Here is a 17848-nt window from a genome sequence, read left to right on the forward strand (position 1 = left end):
AGGGCCACTTCTCTGTTGCCAGTAAACGGGTGGGTGGGTGGGAAAGGCTTTTCGGCAGTGCGGGGTGCCGATGAAGCGAGGGTTATCCACAGGCCCCGGCACACGGCAGCGCACCGACGTACGCTGGATACCCCCCGGCCCACCCTCCGCGTCGGGCCCTTCGTGTTGCCCACCCCCAGACGGAAAGCCCTCCATGAGCCTGCACGGTCTGCTCGACGCCGTAGTCAAGGACCCCGCCCTCGCGGAAGCCACCCGCGCCGCGACCGACGGCAACCGCATGCACGTCGACCTGGTGGGCCCCCCGGCGACCCGCCCCTTCGCCGTGGCCGCGCTGGCCCGCGAGACCGGCCGTACCGTCCTCGCGGTGACCGCGACAGGGCGCGAGGCCGAGGACCTGGCGGCAGCCCTGCGCTCACTGCTCCCGCCGGACGGCGTCGTGGACTACCCGTCCTGGGAGACCCTCCCGCACGAGCGCCTCAGCCCGCGCAGCGACACCGTGGGCCGCCGCCTCGCCGTCCTGCGCCGACTGGCCCACCCCAGGGAGGACGACCCGGAGACGGGCCCGGTCTCCGTCGTCGTGGCGCCCGTGCGGTCCGTGCTGCAACCGCAGGTCAAGGGTCTCGGAGACCTGGAGCCGGTCGCCCTGAGGACGGGCCAGAGCGCCGACCTGAACGCGATCGTGGACGCCCTCGGCGCCGCCGCGTACGCGCGCGTGGAGCTCGTCGAGAAGCGCGGCGAGTTCGCCGTGCGCGGCGGCATCCTGGACGTGTTCCCGCCCACCGAGGAACACCCCCTGCGCATCGAGTTCTGGGGCGACGACGTCGAGGAGATCCGCTACTTCAAGGTCGCCGACCAGCGCTCCCTGGAGGTCGCCGAACACGGCCTGTGGGCACCCCCGTGCCGTGAACTCCTGTTGACGGAAGACGTCCGCTCGCGCGCGCGTGCCCTCGCCGAGCAGCACCCCGAACTGGGCGAGCTGCTCGGCAAGATCGCCGAGGGCATCGCCGTAGAGGGCATGGAGTCGCTGGCCCCGGTGCTCGTCGACGACATGGAGCTGCTGCTGGACGTGCTCCCCAAGGGCGCGATGGCCGTCGTATGCGATCCGGAGCGGGTACGCACGCGTGCGTCCGATCTCGTGGCGACGAGTCAGGAGTTCCTCCTGGCGTCCTGGGCCGCGACCGCCGGTGGCGGCGAGGCGCCCATCGACGTCGGCGCGGCCTCCCTGTGGGCCATCGCGGACGTACGGGACCGGGCGCGCGAGCTGGACATGATGTGGTGGTCGGTGTCGCCGTTCGCCGCCGACGAAGAACTCGACGCGGACACCCTGAAGCTCGGGATGCACGCCCCGGAGACCTACCGCGGCGACACCGCGAAGGCCCTCGCGGACACCAAGGGCTGGCTCGCGGACGGCTGGCGCACGGTCTTCGTCACCGAGGCCCACGGCCCCGCCGCCCGCACGGTCGAGGTCCTCGGTACCGAGGGCGTCGCGGCCCGCCTGGAGACGGAGCTGGGGGAGATCGAACCCTCCGTCGTCCACGTGGCGACCGGTTCGATCGACTACGGCTTCGTCGACACGGCGCTCAAGCTCGCCGTCCTCACCGAGACCGACCTCTCCGGGCAGAAGGCCGCCGGCAAGGACGGCGCCCGGATGCCGGCCCGCCGCCGCAAGACCATCGACCCGCTCACCCTGGAGACGGGCGACTACATCGTCCACGAGCAGCACGGCGTGGGCCGCTACATCGAGATGGTGCAGCGCACGGTGCAGGGCGCCACGCGTGAGTACCTGGTCGTCGAGTACGCCCCCGCCAAGCGCGGCCAGCCAGGCGACCGGCTGTACATCCCGACCGACCAGCTGGAGCAGATCACCAAGTACGTCGGCGGCGAGTCCCCGACCCTGCACCGCCTGGGCGGCGCCGACTGGACGAAGACCAAGGCGCGCGCCAAGAAGGCCGTCAAGGAGATCGCGGCCGACCTGATCAAGCTGTACAGCGCCCGCATGGCCGCCCCGGGGCACACCTTCGGGCCGGACACGCCCTGGCAGCGCGAGCTGGAGGACGCCTTCCCGTACGTGGAGACGCCCGACCAGCTGACGACCATCGCCGAGGTCAAGGACGACATGGAGAAGTCGGTCCCGATGGACCGCCTGATCTGTGGCGACGTCGGCTACGGCAAGACCGAGATCGCCGTACGGGCCGCCTTCAAGGCCGTACAGGACGGCAAGCAGGTCGCCGTCCTCGTCCCGACGACCCTCCTCGTGCAGCAGCACTTCGGGACGTTCAGCGAGCGGTACTCGCAATTCCCGGTCAACGTACGGGCGTTGAGCCGCTTCCAGACCGACACGGAGGCGAAGGCGACCCTGGAGGGCCTGCGCGAGGGCTCCGTGGACGTCGTCATCGGCACCCACCGCCTGTTCTCCTCCGAGACCAAGTTCAAGGACCTCGGCCTGGTCATCGTCGACGAGGAGCAGCGCTTCGGCGTCGAGCACAAGGAGCAGCTGAAGAAGCTCCGCGCCAACGTCGACGTCCTGACGATGTCCGCCACCCCGATTCCCAGAACCCTGGAGATGGCGGTCACCGGCATCCGCGAGATGTCGACGATCACGACGCCCCCGGAGGAGCGTCACCCGGTGCTGACGTTCGTCGGCCCCTACGAAGAGAGGCAGATCGGCGCCGCGATCCGCCGTGAACTCCTGCGCGAGGGCCAGGTCTTCTACATCCACAACCGCGTCGAGTCGATCGACCGCGCGGCGGCCCGGCTGCGCGAGATCGTCCCGGAGGCGCGCATCGCGACCGCCCACGGCCAGATGTCGGAGCAGGCGCTGGAGCAGGTGGTCGTCGACTTCTGGGAGAAGAAGTTCGACGTCCTGGTGTCGACGACGATCGTCGAGTCGGGCATCGACATCTCCAACGCGAACACGCTGATCGTGGAGCGCGGTGACAACTTCGGCCTGTCCCAACTCCACCAGCTGAGGGGCCGGGTGGGCCGAGGCCGCGAGCGCGGTTACGCGTACTTCCTGTACCCCCCGGAGAAGCCGCTGACGGAGACGGCCCACGAGCGCCTCGCCACGATCGCCCAGCACACGGAGATGGGCGCGGGCATGTACGTGGCGATGAAGGACCTCGAGATCCGGGGCGCGGGAAACCTGCTGGGCGGCGAACAGTCCGGCCACATCGCGGGCGTCGGCTTCGACCTGTACGTCCGCATGGTCGGCGAGGCCGTCGCGGACTACCGCGCCTCCCTGGAGGGCGGTGTCGAGGAGGAGCCGCCCCTGGAGGTCAAGATCGAGCTCCCGGTCGACGCCCACGTCCCGCACGACTACGCCCCCGGCGAGCGCCTGCGCCTCTCCGCCTACCGGTCCATCGCCTCCGCCAACACGGAGGAGGACATCAAGGCCGTACGCGAGGAACTCGTCGACCGCTACGGCAAGTTGCCCGAGCCGGTGGAGAACCTGCTGCTGGTCGCGGGCCTGCGCATGCTCGCCCGCGCGTGCGGCGTCGGCGACATCGTCCTCCAGGGCACCAACATCCGCTTCGCTCCAGTGGAGTTGAGGGAGTCCCAGGAGCTGCGCCTCAAGCGCCTCTACCCGGGCACGGTCATCAAGCCGGCCGCCCACCAGGTGCTGGTACCCCGCCCGAAGACGGCGAAGGTGGGCGGAAAGCCGCTCGTCGGGCGGGAGTTGCTCGGGTGGGTGGGGGAGTTCCTGGCGACGATCCTGGGGTCGTAGGGAGTCGTGGTCCTGGAAGAGGCCGATCGGCTCGGCGCGTAGACACGCCCGCCGGTCGGCCGCTTCAGCCGGAGGCCGGGCGGAACAGCATCCCCGCCAGCGCCCGGAACACCTCCTCCGGGTCCTGCTCGCCCACCGCCCCGTCCAGGTTGTGGCCCAGCAGCAGCGTCGCGAAGCCGTGTGCCAGGGACCACGCGGCGACACCGGCGAGGCGGTCGTCGGGGCCGCGGCCCTCGGGGGGCACCGCGGAGACGGCGTGGCGCAGGGCGTCGGTGGCGAGGGCGCGGGCCGTGGTGAGTTCGAGGTCGCCGTCGCGCAACAGCTCGGGCGCGAACATCACTTGGAAGTGCGCGGGATGCTCGCGCGCGAACCGCACGTACCGTACGCCCGCGTCCTTCAGGTCCGCCGCCTCCCCGACCGCGCCGGCCAGCAGTCCGAACCCCTCCGCCGCGATCGCCGTCAACAGCCCGGTGCGGTCCTTGAAGTGATGCGCCGGCGCCGCGTGCGAGACACCGGCACGGCGGGCGAGATCCCGCAGGCTCAGCGCGGCCGGGCCGTCGGCGGCGATGACGTCGAGCGCGGCGGTGAGGATCGCGCGGCGCAGATCGCCGTGGTGGTACGGGCGGCGGGTGCCCTTGGATGCCTTGGTGCTCTCGGCGGTCCCGGTGCGCTCCGTGGTCCCGGCGCTTTCCGCGCTCCCGGCGGTCTCGTCCGTCTTCGCGGGCTTGGCTGTGCTCATGGTCAGCAGCGTACGCCAAATCTAGGCATTGACAAGTTCGGGCGGGTGAGGCAATCTAGTCAGTGTCAAGTTGTGGAACGGCCGGGACGCGACGAGGAGTTACGTCATGTCGGAAAGTGTGCGTGGAGCGGAGACCGCGAAAAGCCTCCCCACCGTGGAGCTGAGCCGCGTGCGCCAGCTCTGGCATCTGCTCGAACCCCTGCACGCGGTGCTGTATTACGCGCCGGAGGTCTTCGAGGAGGCCGCCGCGCTCGGATACGGGACCGAGGAGCGCTGGCCGAGCTACTTCCCGTTGCGTGCCGCGCCGTTGGGCCCGGTCGGCAGTGAGCGGGTGGCCTCCGCCTTCTACAGCTTCAACCCCCGCCTGGTCGCCGAGCACATCGACCCGGCGTGGAGCACCGCGAGCCCGGACGCCGTACTGAAGGCGAGGCTGCGCGGCATGGACCGGGCCTACCGCGCGATATTCGGCGACCGCGTCGACAGCCCCGAGCTGGCGGAGGCCGCCGCCCTCGCCCGCCGCGCCGCCGAGGCGGCGAACACCGCGGGGCGCCAACTCGCCGCGGCCAACGCCGAGTTGCCCTGGCCCGCGGAACCCCACCTCCAGCTGTGGCAGGCGGCCACGATCCTGCGCGAACACCGGGGCGACGGCCACCTCGCCGCCCTCCTCGTCGCCGGCCTCGACCCGGTCGAGTCCCTGGTCTCCTTCGCCGCGGTCGGCGCCGCCTCCGTCCAGCGCTTCGAGAGCCGGGGCTGGAGCGGGGAGGAATGGGCGGCGGCCCGCGAACGGCTGGTGGCCCGAGGCGTCATAGACGACAGGGGTACGGCGACGCGGGCGGGCCGCGATCTGCGCCAGGAGGTCGAACACCGCACCGACCAACTGGCCGCCGCGCCCTGGGAGTTCCTCGGCCGGACCGACACCGATCGACTCGCCGACCTGCTGGGGGAGTTCTGGGTCGCCGTACTGGGCTCCGGGCTGCTGCCCTCGGAGTCGACGCTGGGCATCGGCAAGGTCTGAGGGAAGTTCTGAGGAGAGGTCTGAGGAAAGGTCTGAGGGGGTGAGGGCCTGACGGTCTGGCGGTCCGGCGGTCTGAGAGAGCGTGAAATCCGGGGCGGAGTAAGGGGACTAAGGAGAGGGGGTGAGGGAAGCCGGTACTTCGGCCTGTTCCACCGTTGCGGCACAGGCGAGTTGCGAGTCATGCGGGCTTAGGTCCTGTATGCCCGTGACGCGTCCGCCGCTACCGTGGGGACCAGGCAATATCCGCCCCTGCAGGGGCGGGGCCGGGTGAGCAAGGGGAGGGGCGCACGTGATGCGTCTGAGGGGTGGGGCGGCCATTGCCGCCCTGGTCATGTTGACGGTCGCCGGATGCAAGACGGACACCACGGGAACGGGAGACTCCGGTCCCCAGGCGACGGCCGGTGGAGGTGCCGGCACGGGTTCCGGCGGGGGCGCGGCCCTGACCGCCGCCGAGGCCCTGCCCGTGAAGGGGCGTGCGCCGAAGACGGGTTACTCCCGTGAACGGTTCGGCACCGCCTGGGCCGACACGGACTCCAACAGCTGCGACACCAGGGACGACATCCTCAAACGGGACCTGAAGCAGGTGAAGTTCACCGACGGCGACTGCAAGGTGTCGTACGGCGTCCTCGAATCCGATCCGTACTCCGGCAAGGAAGTCGTCTACAAGCGCGGCGCCAGCCTCGTCGACATCGACCACCTGGTCGCCCTCTCGGACGCCTGGCAGAAGGGCGCCAAGTACTGGGACGCCAGCAAGCGCATAGCTCTCGCCAACGACCCGCTCAACCTCCTCACCGTCGGCGCCAGCCCCAACCGCAGCAAGGGCGACGGCGACACGGCGACCTGGGTGCCGCCCAAGGCGTACCGGTGCACGTATGTCGCCGCGCAGGTCGCCGTGAAGAAGAAGTACGGGCTGTGGGTCACCTCGGCGGAGAAGGCCGCGATGGTGAAGGTCCTCTCCACCTGCTCCAAGCAGGCCCTGCCGACCGGGGGAAACCCGACGAACGCGCCGGCGAGGTTCCACGCGAACTGAGCGCTCGCGCCCTCCTTGTGCCTACCACGTACGAGAGGTGAGGATCTCCCCTGCCCAAGTCGATGTATCCGTAAAGGAATCGGCAAGCGGGAAACGGATATGTGTGGCAACTCGGGTCGGTTTACCGGGTAGCGGTCAAGATCGGATCATGATCCCTTCTCGGGTCTGTTCGATCTGTGTGTGAAGCATGCAAGATCTGTGCGTTTCTGCGACTTCTCTGTCAGGACCCGGTCAAGCGGTAACTGACGGCGGGACAACCGCAGTTGCGCCCTTGTCTGCTGACCGTTGGAGTCCTCGCCGTGCGCATCCGGCCCGCTCGCCGTGTTCGCTCACCCCGCCGTACGCGACGCGCCCGCCGCGGCGTCGCCCTGCTCCTGCTGACCACGCTCGCCCTCCTGTGGACGACGCAGCAGGCGATGGCCGACGGGATCGAACTGCACGCCGTGGACGTCTCGTTGCCGAGCCTGTCCTCGCTCACGGCCTGGCTGAAGGATCCGCACTGGGGCCGGCTGCCGGGGGAGAAGTCGGGCACGGCGGCGGGGAAGAAGCACCATGTCTCCGCCGCCGCGACCGAGGCGCACCGGGGCGCGGGCCGCAAGCCTGGCAAGGGCAAGGGCGAACTCGCCGCGTACCACGCGCACCAGGCGTCCGTGAAGCAGGGGAAGAGCGCCACCGGCAAGGCCGGTTTCAACGCGAGGACGAGCAAGCGGGACGCGGGCAAGTCCTCGCGGACCGACACGGTGTTCGACAACGCCGACGGGTCCCTCACCAGGCAGTTGTCCACCACACCCGTCAACTACCAGGTCAGCAAGGGCACATGGGCCCCCATCGACGTGGACGTGCGGGCCGGGCCCGACGGGCGGTGGCACGAGAAGGCCAACTCCCTCGACGTCGACTTCGCGGCCAAGGCCGACGACTCCACGCTCGTCTCCCTCGCCCCTGACGAACAGCACTCCGTCGCCTACGAGTTGAAGGGCGCCCAGGCCGTCAAGGGCACCGCGGACGGCTCGCGCGTGACCTACCCGGGCGTCCTCACCGACACCGATCTCCAGGTCGCCCCCACCGCCACCGGCGTGAAGGAAGCGGTCGTCCTGCACTCCGCGGACGCCGGCAACTCCTGGACCTTCCCGCTCCACCTCAAGGGACTGACTCCCGCCCAGCAGAAGGACGGCTCGATCCTCCTGCGCGACGCCGCCGGGAAGACCGTAGAGCGCATCCCTCCGTCGTACGCCTATGACTCGAAGGTCGACCAGCGCTCCGGCGACCCGACCACCACCCACGACGTGACCACGGCCCTCGTGCGGGACGGCAGTGGCTACGCGCTGAAGATCACCCTCGACGACGCCTGGCTGAAGGACACGCACCGCGTCTTCCCCGTGACCGTCGACCCGACGGTCACCGACGGCTGGACCACCACCTACGCCGAGTCGGGCTCGGACTCGACCGGTGACCACTCCTACGAGCAGACGATCAAGGTCGGTTCGTACGACGCGGGCACGCACGACGCGGTGAGTTTCATCAACCACTGGGACACCGCCTGGGACTCGAGCGGTCTGACCGTCACCGCGGCGTCCCTGAAGCTGTTCACCACCTGGTCCCCGACCTGCGACCCCGAGCGTTTCGACGTCGCCCTCGTCACGCAGGCGTGGACGCCCGAGGGTGTCACCACCTACCCCGGGCCGACGCACGGCAGCACCTCCATCGGAGGCGGGAGCCCGAGCGTGGCGGCGGCCTGTCTGAACAAGGGGGCCGACCGGACCGTCGGTGACTTCACGACCGTCTCCCTGTCGACCTCGGCGATCCAGGGCTGGTTCAGCGGGACGACGGCCGACTACGGTCTGGCGCTCTACGCGGCTACGACCGACGCCGTGCACTGGAAGCAGTTCGGCTCCTTCAACGACCCCGGATACGGCCCGGTCCTCTCGGTCACCTACACCGGCAACACCGCCCCCCAGCTGTACGAGCAGTTCCCCGCCGACAACGCGGTCGTCGGCACCACCACCCCCGAACTCACCGCCTGGGCGGGCGGCGCCAACTCCTCGGGCAGCGCGGGCAATTACCAGTTCAAGGTCTACGACGCGAACAACGCCCTGGTCGCCGACTCGGGCCTGGTCTCCACCGGCGACTGGACCGTGCCGGCCGGGAAGCTGGCCTGGGGCAAGAACTACAACTGGGAAGTGCAGGCGTACGACTCGGCGACCGGGCTCTATTCGCCCGCCGATCCCTACGAGTTGTCCGTCCAGGTACCCCAGCCCGCCGTCACCTCGGAGCTGTCGCAGAACAGCAGTGACCACGGCTTCGACGCGTCCATCGGCAACTACACGACCTCCGACACGGACGCCTCCATCTCCACCGTCGGCCCGTCCCTCGACGTCGAGCGCGACTACAACTCCCGTGACCCGCGCTGGACCGGAGCCTTCGGTTCCGGCTGGTCGTCCATCTTCGACGCGCGCGCCACCGAGCAGTACAGCGCCGCCGGGGCCGTCACCAGTGTCAACGTCACCTATCCGGACGGCTCACAGGTCGGCTACGGCAAGAACAGCGACGGCACCTTCGCGCCGGGGACCGGCCGCTGGGCCACCTTCGCCACGGTCAGCGGCGGCTACAAGCTGACCGACAAGGACGACACGGTCTACACCTTCACCACACTGCTGACGACGGGCAACTACGGACTCACGTCCGTCACGGACGCCAACGGGCGTTCCATCACGCTCACCTGGACCGGCGGACACGTCACGAAGATGAAGTCCGGCGTCTCCACCCGCGCCCTGAACCTCACCTGGTCCACACCCACCGGCGCCCTCGCCGCGCACGTCGCGACCGTCACCACCGACCCGGTCACCGTCGGCGACTCGACGACCGCACTGACCTGGAACTACGGTTACACCGGCGACCAGTTGACCACCGTGTGCGCGCCGTCGTCGACGACGAAGTGCACGGCATACGGCTACACGACCGGCTCGCAGTACCAGAACGCCTCCCTCGACCTCGACCCGAGCGCGGCCTGGCCGCTCACGGAGAGCTCCGGCACCACCGCCAAGGACGCGGTCCTCGCCAACGAGGGCACCAAGAACGCCACGTACGAGAACGTGACGCTCGGCGCGGCCGGCCCGCTCGTCGGCTCCTCCTCCACCGCGGCCACCTTCAACGGCTCCACCTCCGACGTCGCGCTGCCGAAGAACACCGGCAACGACACCGACTCGGGCGCGCTGTCCCTGTGGTTCAAGACCTCGGGCGGAGCGGGCGTGCTCTACTCGTACGCCTCCCAGCCGATCGGCTCGGTGAAGGCGGCCGGCTTCTACACGCCGTCGGTCTACGTCGGCTCCGACGGCAAGCTGAACGCCGAGTTCTGGTACAGCGGCGGCATCAACCCGATCGTGTCCTCGGCGTCGGTGGCCGACGGCAAGTGGCACCACGTGGTGCTGAGCGCGGCGGGCAACTCGCAGACGCTGTTCCTGGACAACACGAAGGTCGGCTCGCGCACCGGCACCGTCTCCATCAAGAGCGCGGTGGCCTTCGGCAAGAACCAGGCCTTCAACTACCTCGGTACCGGCTTCCTCGGCGGCAGTTGGCCCGACGAGCCCAACAGCACCACCGACGGCACCGGGACCGCGACCTACTTCAACGGCTCGATCGCCGACGCCGCCTGGTACGGACGGCCGTTGGTCGCCGCCGACGTCAACTCCCTCTACCAGTACGGCACTCACTCCTCCAGCCTGCTCACCTCGGTCAAGCGCCCGTCCGGCAAGTCCTTCGCCACGATGACGTACGACCCGGCGACCACGACCCTGACGCAGCTCACCGACGAGAACGGCGGTGTCTGGAAGCTCGCCGCGCCCACGGTCGCCGGCTCCAGCCAGACCTACCGCGGCGCGGTGCTCGGCGGCGGGCCCGCGGGCTACTACCGGCTCGGCGAGGCGGCCGGCGCGGCCGCGGCCCTCAACGAGGTGCACGGCGGCAACGGCACGTACAGCGGGGTGACACTCGGCGCGACCGGCCCGTTCAGCGACTCCAAGGCCGCGACCTTCGACGGCAGCGCCTCCTACGTCGAACTGCCGACCTCCGTGCAGTTCGGCACCAGTGACCGCAGCCTCGAACTCTGGTTCAAGACCGCCACCAAGGGCGTCATCGTCGGCGCCCAGTCGGCGGCGATCTCCGGGGCGACCACCGTGTCCGGCACCTATGCGCCGCTGCTGTACGTCGGCAGCGACAACAAACTGCACGGGCACTACTACTCGGGCAGCGGCTCCGCCGCGACGGCGTTCGGCTCGACCGGCACCGTCACCGACAACACCTGGCACCACGTGGCCCTCACGGCCTCCGGCGCCACCCAGACCCTGTACCTGGACGGCGTCCAGCAGTCCAGCTACTCCGGCACCCCGGCCGACCAGACCTACAACCACCTCTACCTCGGCGCCGGTTTCTCCAAGAGCTGGCTCGACTCCCCGGCGGACGTCAGCCACTTCACCGGTTCGATCGCCGACGTGGCCTTCTACCACTCGGCGCTCAGCGCGGCCGACGTCGCCGCACACGTCGAGGCGGCGAAGAACTCCAGCGGACTGCTCCCGGTCGAGACGGTCAAGGTGACCTCGCCGACGACCTCCACGCTGACGTACACCTACGACGTCACCAACGGCAACCGCGCCCTGACCGAGACCGACGGCCTCGGCAACAAGACGAGCTTCGGGTACGACACGGCCGGTTTCGAGCACACGGTCACCGACCCCAACGGCGCCGTCAGCACCACCGGTCACGACGTCCGCGGCAACATCGTCTCGTCCACGTCCTGCCAGGACCAGGTCGCCAACAAGTGCGACACCGAGTACTACACGTACTACCCGGACGACACGACCGCCCAGCTGACCACCGCCGACCCGCGCAACGACCAGCTGCTGACCGAGCGCGACGGCCGTTCGGCGTCCGCGACGGACACCACGTACCTGACGTCGTACGCCTACGACTCGGCGGGCAACCAGACCACCGTCACCGGCCCGGCCGTCCCCGGCTTCCCGGCCGGCCGCGCGACGACCACCGTCTACAGCGACGGCACCAGCACCTACCCGTCCGCCGACGGCGGCATCGTGCCCAAGGGCCTGCCGGTGAAGACGGTCAGCCCCGGCGGCGCGGTCAACTCGGTGTCGTACCTCGCGAACGGCGACGTCGACTCCACCACGGACGCCATCGGCCTGGTCACGTCGTACACCTATGACGGCGTGGGCCAGGTGCTCAGCCAGAAGGTCGTCTCCGACACCTACCCCGACGGCCTGACCACGAGCTACGAGTACGACAAGAACGGCCAGGTGGTCACCGAGCGCGACCCGAAGATCTCCGACCGCGCGCAGGGCACCGACCACGCCGCCGTCTCCAGCACGGTCTACGACGACGACGGCGACGTCCTCTCCCAGACCGTCGCCGACGCGCAGGGCGGCGACTCCCCGCGCACCGAGACCCAGACCTACGACGCCTACGACCGCCTGGCGACCGAGTCCGACGCCAACGTCGCGGCCGGCACGTCGTACGGCAACACGACGACGTACACGTACGACACCTCCGGCAACAAGACCAAGGAGGTGACGAGCGCCGGCAACGAGACCGACTACACGTACGACGACAACGGCAACCTGCTCACGCAGTCCCTGATGTACACCGGCGACCCCGTCAGCCCGCAGACCGCGACCAAGCTGGTGGAGTCCTCGCGGGCCTACGACCCGGCCGACCGGCTGGCGTCGATCACGGACGCGATGGGCAACAAGACGTCGTACACCTACACCGACGACGGCCTCACCGCGACGGTGAAGAAGACCAGCTCCGACGGCACCGGCACGTACGTCCTGGAGTCGGACACCTACGACGCGGCCGGCAACCTGCTCAGCCAGGCGACCGACAACGGCGAGAACGTCACCCAGTACACGGTCGACGCCTCCGACCGCACGACGTCGACGACCGTCGACCCGACCGGTGTCGACCGGGTGTCGACCGTTTCGTACACCCCGGACGACCAGGTTGCGTCGGAGAACGATCACGACGCGACCGGTTACGACCACACCACCACCGACTCGTACGACGACATGGGCAACCTGCTCAGCGAGACGCTGTACGGCGACTCCTCGGGGCACCCGGCGGGCTGGTGGAAGCTGAACCAGACGTCCGGCAGATCCGTCACCGACGCGTCCGGCACCGGCAACACCGCCACCGCCGGACCGGGCGTGACCTGGTCGGACGACGCCGCCCAGTTCAGCGGCGACACCTCAGGCAACGGCGACATCATCGCCACCAACGGCCCGGTCCTGGACACCAGTTCCTCCTACACCGTCTCGGCGTGGGTGAAGCTGTCGGACACCTCGACGTTCCGCACCTTCGTCGCGCAGGGCGGCACCAACCGCTCGTCCTTCTACCTCCAGTACTCCTCCAGTCAGGGCGTCTACCGCCTGATCTCACCCAGCACGGACTCCTCCGGCACCCCGTCGGCGTACTACAACGCCTACGCCTCCAGCGCCCCGGCGCTGAACACCTGGACCCAGCTGGTCGGCGTCTTCGACGCGTCGACCGGCACCATGAACCTGTACGTCAACGGCACGCTCGCGGGCACCGCGAGCAACCCGGCCCCGTGGACCGGCTCCGGCCCGCTGTCCATCGGTGGCGCGAAGACCGCCTCGGGCGCCGTCAGCAACGCGGTGAACGGCGCGGCCGGCAACGTCCAGACCTACCAGCGGGCGCTGTCGGCGAGCGAGATCAACTCCCTTTACAGCAAGGGCCGTTCGGGCGGCACGGTCGGCTCGTCGGACCAGCAGACCACCAAGTACACGTACGACAGGCGCGGCCTGCCCACATCCATGACGGACCCCGAGCAGCACACCACCACCTACGAGTACGACCAGGCCGGCAACCTCGCGCTCACCACCGCGCCGACGGTCCAGGCGGAGCCGGACGGCACCCCCGCGAGCGCCGCGCCCGTCAACCCGGTCACCGCCAGCGGCTTCAACACCTTCGGCGAGGCCGTCGCGGAGAAGGACCCGCTCGGCCAGGTCACCACCACGGCCTACGACGCCGTCGGCAACAAGGTCAGCGAGACCCTCCCGTCGTACACCCCGGCCGGAGCCTCGACTCCCAACGCGGGCACGACGGTCTGGACGTACGACAGCGAGGGCAACCAGACCGGCGAGACCACGCCCGGCGGCAGGACCACGTCGTACCTCTACGACCAGCTGGGCGACCTGGCCCAGATCACCGAGCCCGACGGCACCAAGACCCACGCCACCTACGACGCGGACGGCGAGCAGCGCACCGCGACGGACGGCACCGGCGCCCAGACCCAGGCGACCTACGACTACCTGGGCCGCCAGGCCACCTCGACGACCCTGGAGCGCTACCCGTCGACGCGCACGCTGACGACGCAGTACCTCTACGACGTCACCAGCGGCAACCCCTACGGCGCGCACGTCTCCTCGGTGAAGTCGCCCGGCAACGTGAGCACGTCGTACGCCTACAACCGCGCGGGTGACGTCACCTCGACGACGGACGGCGCGGGCAACTCCACCGCCTACGCCTACGACTTCGACGACAACAACACCAAGACCACGCTGGCGGACGGCAGTTACACGGTCACCGACTACAACGTCGACGACGACCCGACGGCCACCCGCAGCTACGACGCCAACGGCACGCTCCTGTACGGCACTTCGCAGCAGTACGACGGCAACGGCAACCTGACCGCCGCCACCGACGCCAACCAGCACACCACCCGCTGGACCTACGACGCGGCGGGCACGATCACCCAGCAGGTGGAGCCGGTCGACGCGACGACGTCGATCACCACGTCGTTCGGCTACGACGCGGCGGGCAACCGCACCCGCTTCACCGACGGCCGCGGCAACTCCTGGCGCTACGGCTACACCCCGTGGGGCCAGCAGGAGAAGGTGATCGAGCCGACGACGTCCCAGTACACCTCGGCCGCCGACTCGACGACGACCTTCGCCTACGACCCGGACGGCAACGTCACCTCGGCCACCGCACCCGGCGGCACGTCGACGTCGATGACGTACGACGACAACGACCAGCTCAAGACGATGACGGGCTCGGGCGCGGAGGCGGCGAGCGCGAAGCACAGCTTCTCCTACGACGCGGACGGCCGGGTGACGTCGGCGGACACGGACACGGCCGGCACGGCGGGCGCCGTCGACTACCAGGCGTCCACGCACGACGCGTTCACGTACGACGACCGCGGTGACGTGCTGTCGGCCTCGGGTTCGGCGGGTTCGTCGAGCTTCACCTACAACGACGACGGCTCGATGCTGAGCCGCGCGGACGCGGCGGGCACCCAGTCGTACGGCTACGACACGGCGGGCCGGCTGTCCACGCTGGACGACGCGGCGAGCGGCACCCATCTCTCGTACACGTACGACCAGTTGAACGACCTGAAGACGATCAAGTACGGCAGTACGGGCCAGACCCGCACGTTCACGTACAACAGCGCGCACGAGTTGTCGAACGACGTCCTGGTCCAGGGCGCGTCGACGCTGTCGAGCTTCGCCTACGGCTACGACAACAACGGCAACCTGACGTCGAAGACGACGGCGGGGGTGACGGGCGCGGCGGCGAACACGTACGCCTACGACTGGTCGGACCGCCTGACGTCCTGGAACAACGGCACGACCACGACGGCGTACCAGTACGACGCCTCGGGCAACCGGGTACGGGTCGGCTCGGACGTGTACACGTACGACGCCCGCGACCAGCTGACGTCGGACGGCACGAACTCCTACGCGTACTCGGCGCGCGGCACGATGACGTCGGAGTCGTCGACGGCGAACGGCACGGCGGCGTTCAGGACGGACGCGTTCGGCGGCCAGATCGTGGCGGGCGAGCAGTCGTACACGCTGGACGCGCTGGGCCGCAACATCACGGACACGGACACGGCGGCGTCCTCGACCCGTGCGTTCGCCTACTCGGGCGCGGACAACACGATCGCGACGGACGGGGACGCGTCGTACACCTACGACCCGGGCGGCGGCCTGGTCGGAATCAAACAGACGGGCTCCTCAACCGGGGCACTGGCTCTGACGGACCTGCACGACGACGTGGTGGGGACATTCGCGTCCGGCGCGACCTCGTTGTCGGGCTCGGCGACGTACGACCCGCTGGGCAAGGTCACGGCGGTGCTGACGCTGATCGGCCACCTGGGCTTCCAGTCGGGCTGGACGGAACCGGGCACGGGCGACGTCGGCACGGCCTCACGCTGGTACAACCCGGACACGGGCGAGTTCCTGAACAAGGACAGCGTCTCGCTGGACGCGACGCCGGACTCGGTGGCGGCGAACCCCTTCGCCTACGTCGACGACAACCCGATGGTGGGCACGGACCAGTCCGGACACTGCTCCATGTGGAGCTTCTCGTGCGACGTGAAGAAGGCCAAGCACGCGGTCAAGAAGGTCAAGCACGCGGCGAAGGCCGTCTACCACGCGGCCAAGCACGTGGCCAAGAAGGTCGTCCACGCCGTGAAGCACGCGGCCAAGAAGGTCGTCCACAAGGTGAAGGACGTCTACCGCGCGACGGTGCGGGTGACGCGGCGGGTCTACCACTACACGGTCAGACACGTGAAACGCGTGTACCACGCGGCAGTTCACGCGGTGCATACGGCGTACCACAAGGTGTCGAAGGCGGCGCACCGAGTCGTCCACACGGTGAAGAAGGCGGCCCACAAGGTCGCCCACGCGGTGAAGAAGGCGGCGAAGGCGGTCGCGCATGCGACGCGGACGGCGTACCACGCGACGGTGAAGGCGGTGAAGACCACCGCGAAGTTCGTCAAGAACCACGCGGCGGCGATCACGTCGATCGTGGTCTCCACGGCGGTCTTCGCGGGCTGCGAGGCGGCGACGTGGGGCGTGGGCACGATCGGCTGCGCCGCTCTGGCGGGTGCGGCGGGTTCGCTGGTCGAGCAGGGCTTCAAGTGCGCGGAGAACGGCGGCGGGGACTGCAGCGCGGGCGCGTTCGCGGGCTCGGCGGTCGAGGGCGCGGTGAGCGGGGCGCTGGGCGGAGCCCTGGGTTCCCTGGGCGGAAAGCTCCTCGCCAAGGCGGCACCGAAGGCGATGGAGGTCGTCGGGGGGCTGTTCGGCAAGGGGGCGAGTGAAGCCGGGGAGGCCGGGGCGGCGGATGCCACGGATGAGGCGGCTTCGGCGGCGGAGAGTGAGGGGGCGGGGACGAAGTCTCAGTCCCGGTCAGGTACTTGTGAGTTCCACAGCTTCACTGGGGCGACGCGAGTGCTGATGGCCGACGGAGCGACCAAGGCGATCGACCAGGTGAAGGTGGGGGACACGATCGCCAACTCAGTGCCTGGGGTTGCGGGCACGGAGGCGCACAAGGTCACCGCGGTGATCGTGACGCACACGGACCACGACTTCGTGGATTTGACGATCAAGGCGACGGCCAAGTCCGCAGCCCAGCAGGCAACCAAGCAACCGGTCGAGCAGTCGGTGAAGAAGGCTGGCGCGAAGGCCCTGGCCAAGAAGGTCGCCCGCAAGGCGGCGTTCGGCCTGGCGGCCTCGGCGGCGGTACTGGGCGCGCTGGGCGCGAGCCACGGCCAGGGCGCCGATCAGGAGCCGGGGACCAGGACAGTCGCGGCAGTTTCCTCGGCGACACCCGGTCAGAGCTCCAAGACTGCCGAGGGCGCGCACCTGACGACGACCTACCACCACCCGTTCTACGACGAGACCCAGTCGGCCTTTGTTGACGCCAAGGACCTGAAGGCCGACGACGTCCTCCAGACTCCGACCGGGACGGCCGAAGTCACTGGGGTTCGGCTGTATCGCGCGAACACCACTACCTACGACCTGACCATCGGCAGCCTGCACACCTACTATGTTCAGGCTGGTAGCACGCCGCTCCTCGTCCACAACTGCGATGTAGCAACCGAAGACGACGCACGTTTGGCCATGGACCGGGCTGAAGAGCTCCAGTCAGGGAGGAATGACTATTGGAAGGCCAATGAGAGAGGAACGACGGCAGTTATTGGAGTATGGAACTCGCTTGAAAAGAAGCTGACGATGCGAATCGGCATCAATGGCTCTGGTGCTATGCCGGAAAACTTCGCTCTGCGCGAGGGTGAGGAATTCGTTCAGGCGGCGGGACATGCTGAAGAGGGAATTCTAAACAATCTCAAAGAGCATGAACATGCGATCTTCGGTGCTGCCTCTAGAAACTTCTGCAACGACACGTGCCATCCGATGATTCTCGATCCAGAAAATCTGAACGTCAATACGGTAGAAATTGGCGGCAAGGGAATTCGAGGGCACCAAGCTCAAAACTCACCTTATACGCTCTTCTGGTCACCGAAGGGGTGAATTA

5 protein-coding genes are annotated in these 17848 nt (G+C 69.1%); 4 read left to right on the forward strand and 1 reads right to left on the reverse strand.

Annotated elements, in window-relative coordinates; translation table 11 throughout:
• Positions 1–193 precede the first annotated feature (193 nt).
• A complete protein-coding gene (mfd, locus tag OO69_RS31855; RefSeq protein WP_033284320.1) occupies positions 194–3724 on the forward strand; it encodes a transcription-repair coupling factor in 3531 nt (1176 codons plus the stop codon).
• Between the two features lie 64 nt (positions 3725–3788).
• Here the strand turns inward: mfd and OO69_RS31860 are convergent, their stop codons facing one another.
• Positions 3789–4463, reverse strand: coding sequence for a TetR/AcrR family transcriptional regulator (locus OO69_RS31860; RefSeq protein WP_234444583.1), 675 nt, complete (start codon positions 4461–4463; stop codon positions 3789–3791).
• A gap of 106 nt (positions 4464–4569) precedes the next feature.
• On the opposite strand from OO69_RS31860, the gene OO69_RS31865 reads away from it, so the two are divergent.
• The 3 genes from OO69_RS31865 (at position 4570) to OO69_RS31875 (ending at position 17844) form a co-directional block, all read left to right on the forward strand.
• Positions 4570–5478 (forward strand): SCO6745 family protein, encoded by a 909-nt coding sequence (locus OO69_RS31865; protein ID WP_051801320.1) that lies wholly within the window; start codon positions 4570–4572, stop codon positions 5476–5478.
• A 292-nt stretch (positions 5479–5770) separates the two neighbouring features.
• Positions 5771–6508: an HNH endonuclease family protein gene (locus tag OO69_RS31870; RefSeq protein ID WP_033284321.1), complete on the forward strand. Its 738-nt coding sequence runs from the start codon at positions 5771–5773 to the stop codon at positions 6506–6508.
• 299 nt (positions 6509–6807) lie between these two features.
• Positions 6808–17844, forward strand: a complete 11037-nt coding sequence (locus OO69_RS31875) for a LamG-like jellyroll fold domain-containing protein (protein ID WP_051801322.1) — start codon at positions 6808–6810, stop codon at positions 17842–17844.
• Positions 17845–17848 lie beyond the last annotated feature (4 nt).

This window comes from Streptomyces sp. NRRL F-525 (assembly GCF_000716605.1).
GTDB lineage: Bacteria > Actinomycetota > Actinomycetes > Streptomycetales > Streptomycetaceae > Streptomyces.

Bases quoted from the DNA above. Each gene is read 5' to 3' on its own strand.
- OO69_RS31865 (WP_051801320.1), top strand. From the start codon at position 4,570: ATGTCGGAAAGTGTGCGTGGAGCGGAGACCGCGAAAAGCCTCCCCACC.
- OO69_RS31860 (WP_234444583.1), bottom strand. From the start codon at position 4,463: ATGAGCACAGCCAAGCCCGCGAAGACGGACGAGACCGCCGGGAGCGCG.
- mfd (WP_033284320.1), top strand. From the start codon at position 194: ATGAGCCTGCACGGTCTGCTCGACGCCGTAGTCAAGGACCCCGCCCTC.
- OO69_RS31870 (WP_033284321.1), top strand. From the start codon at position 5,771: ATGCGTCTGAGGGGTGGGGCGGCCATTGCCGCCCTGGTCATGTTGACG.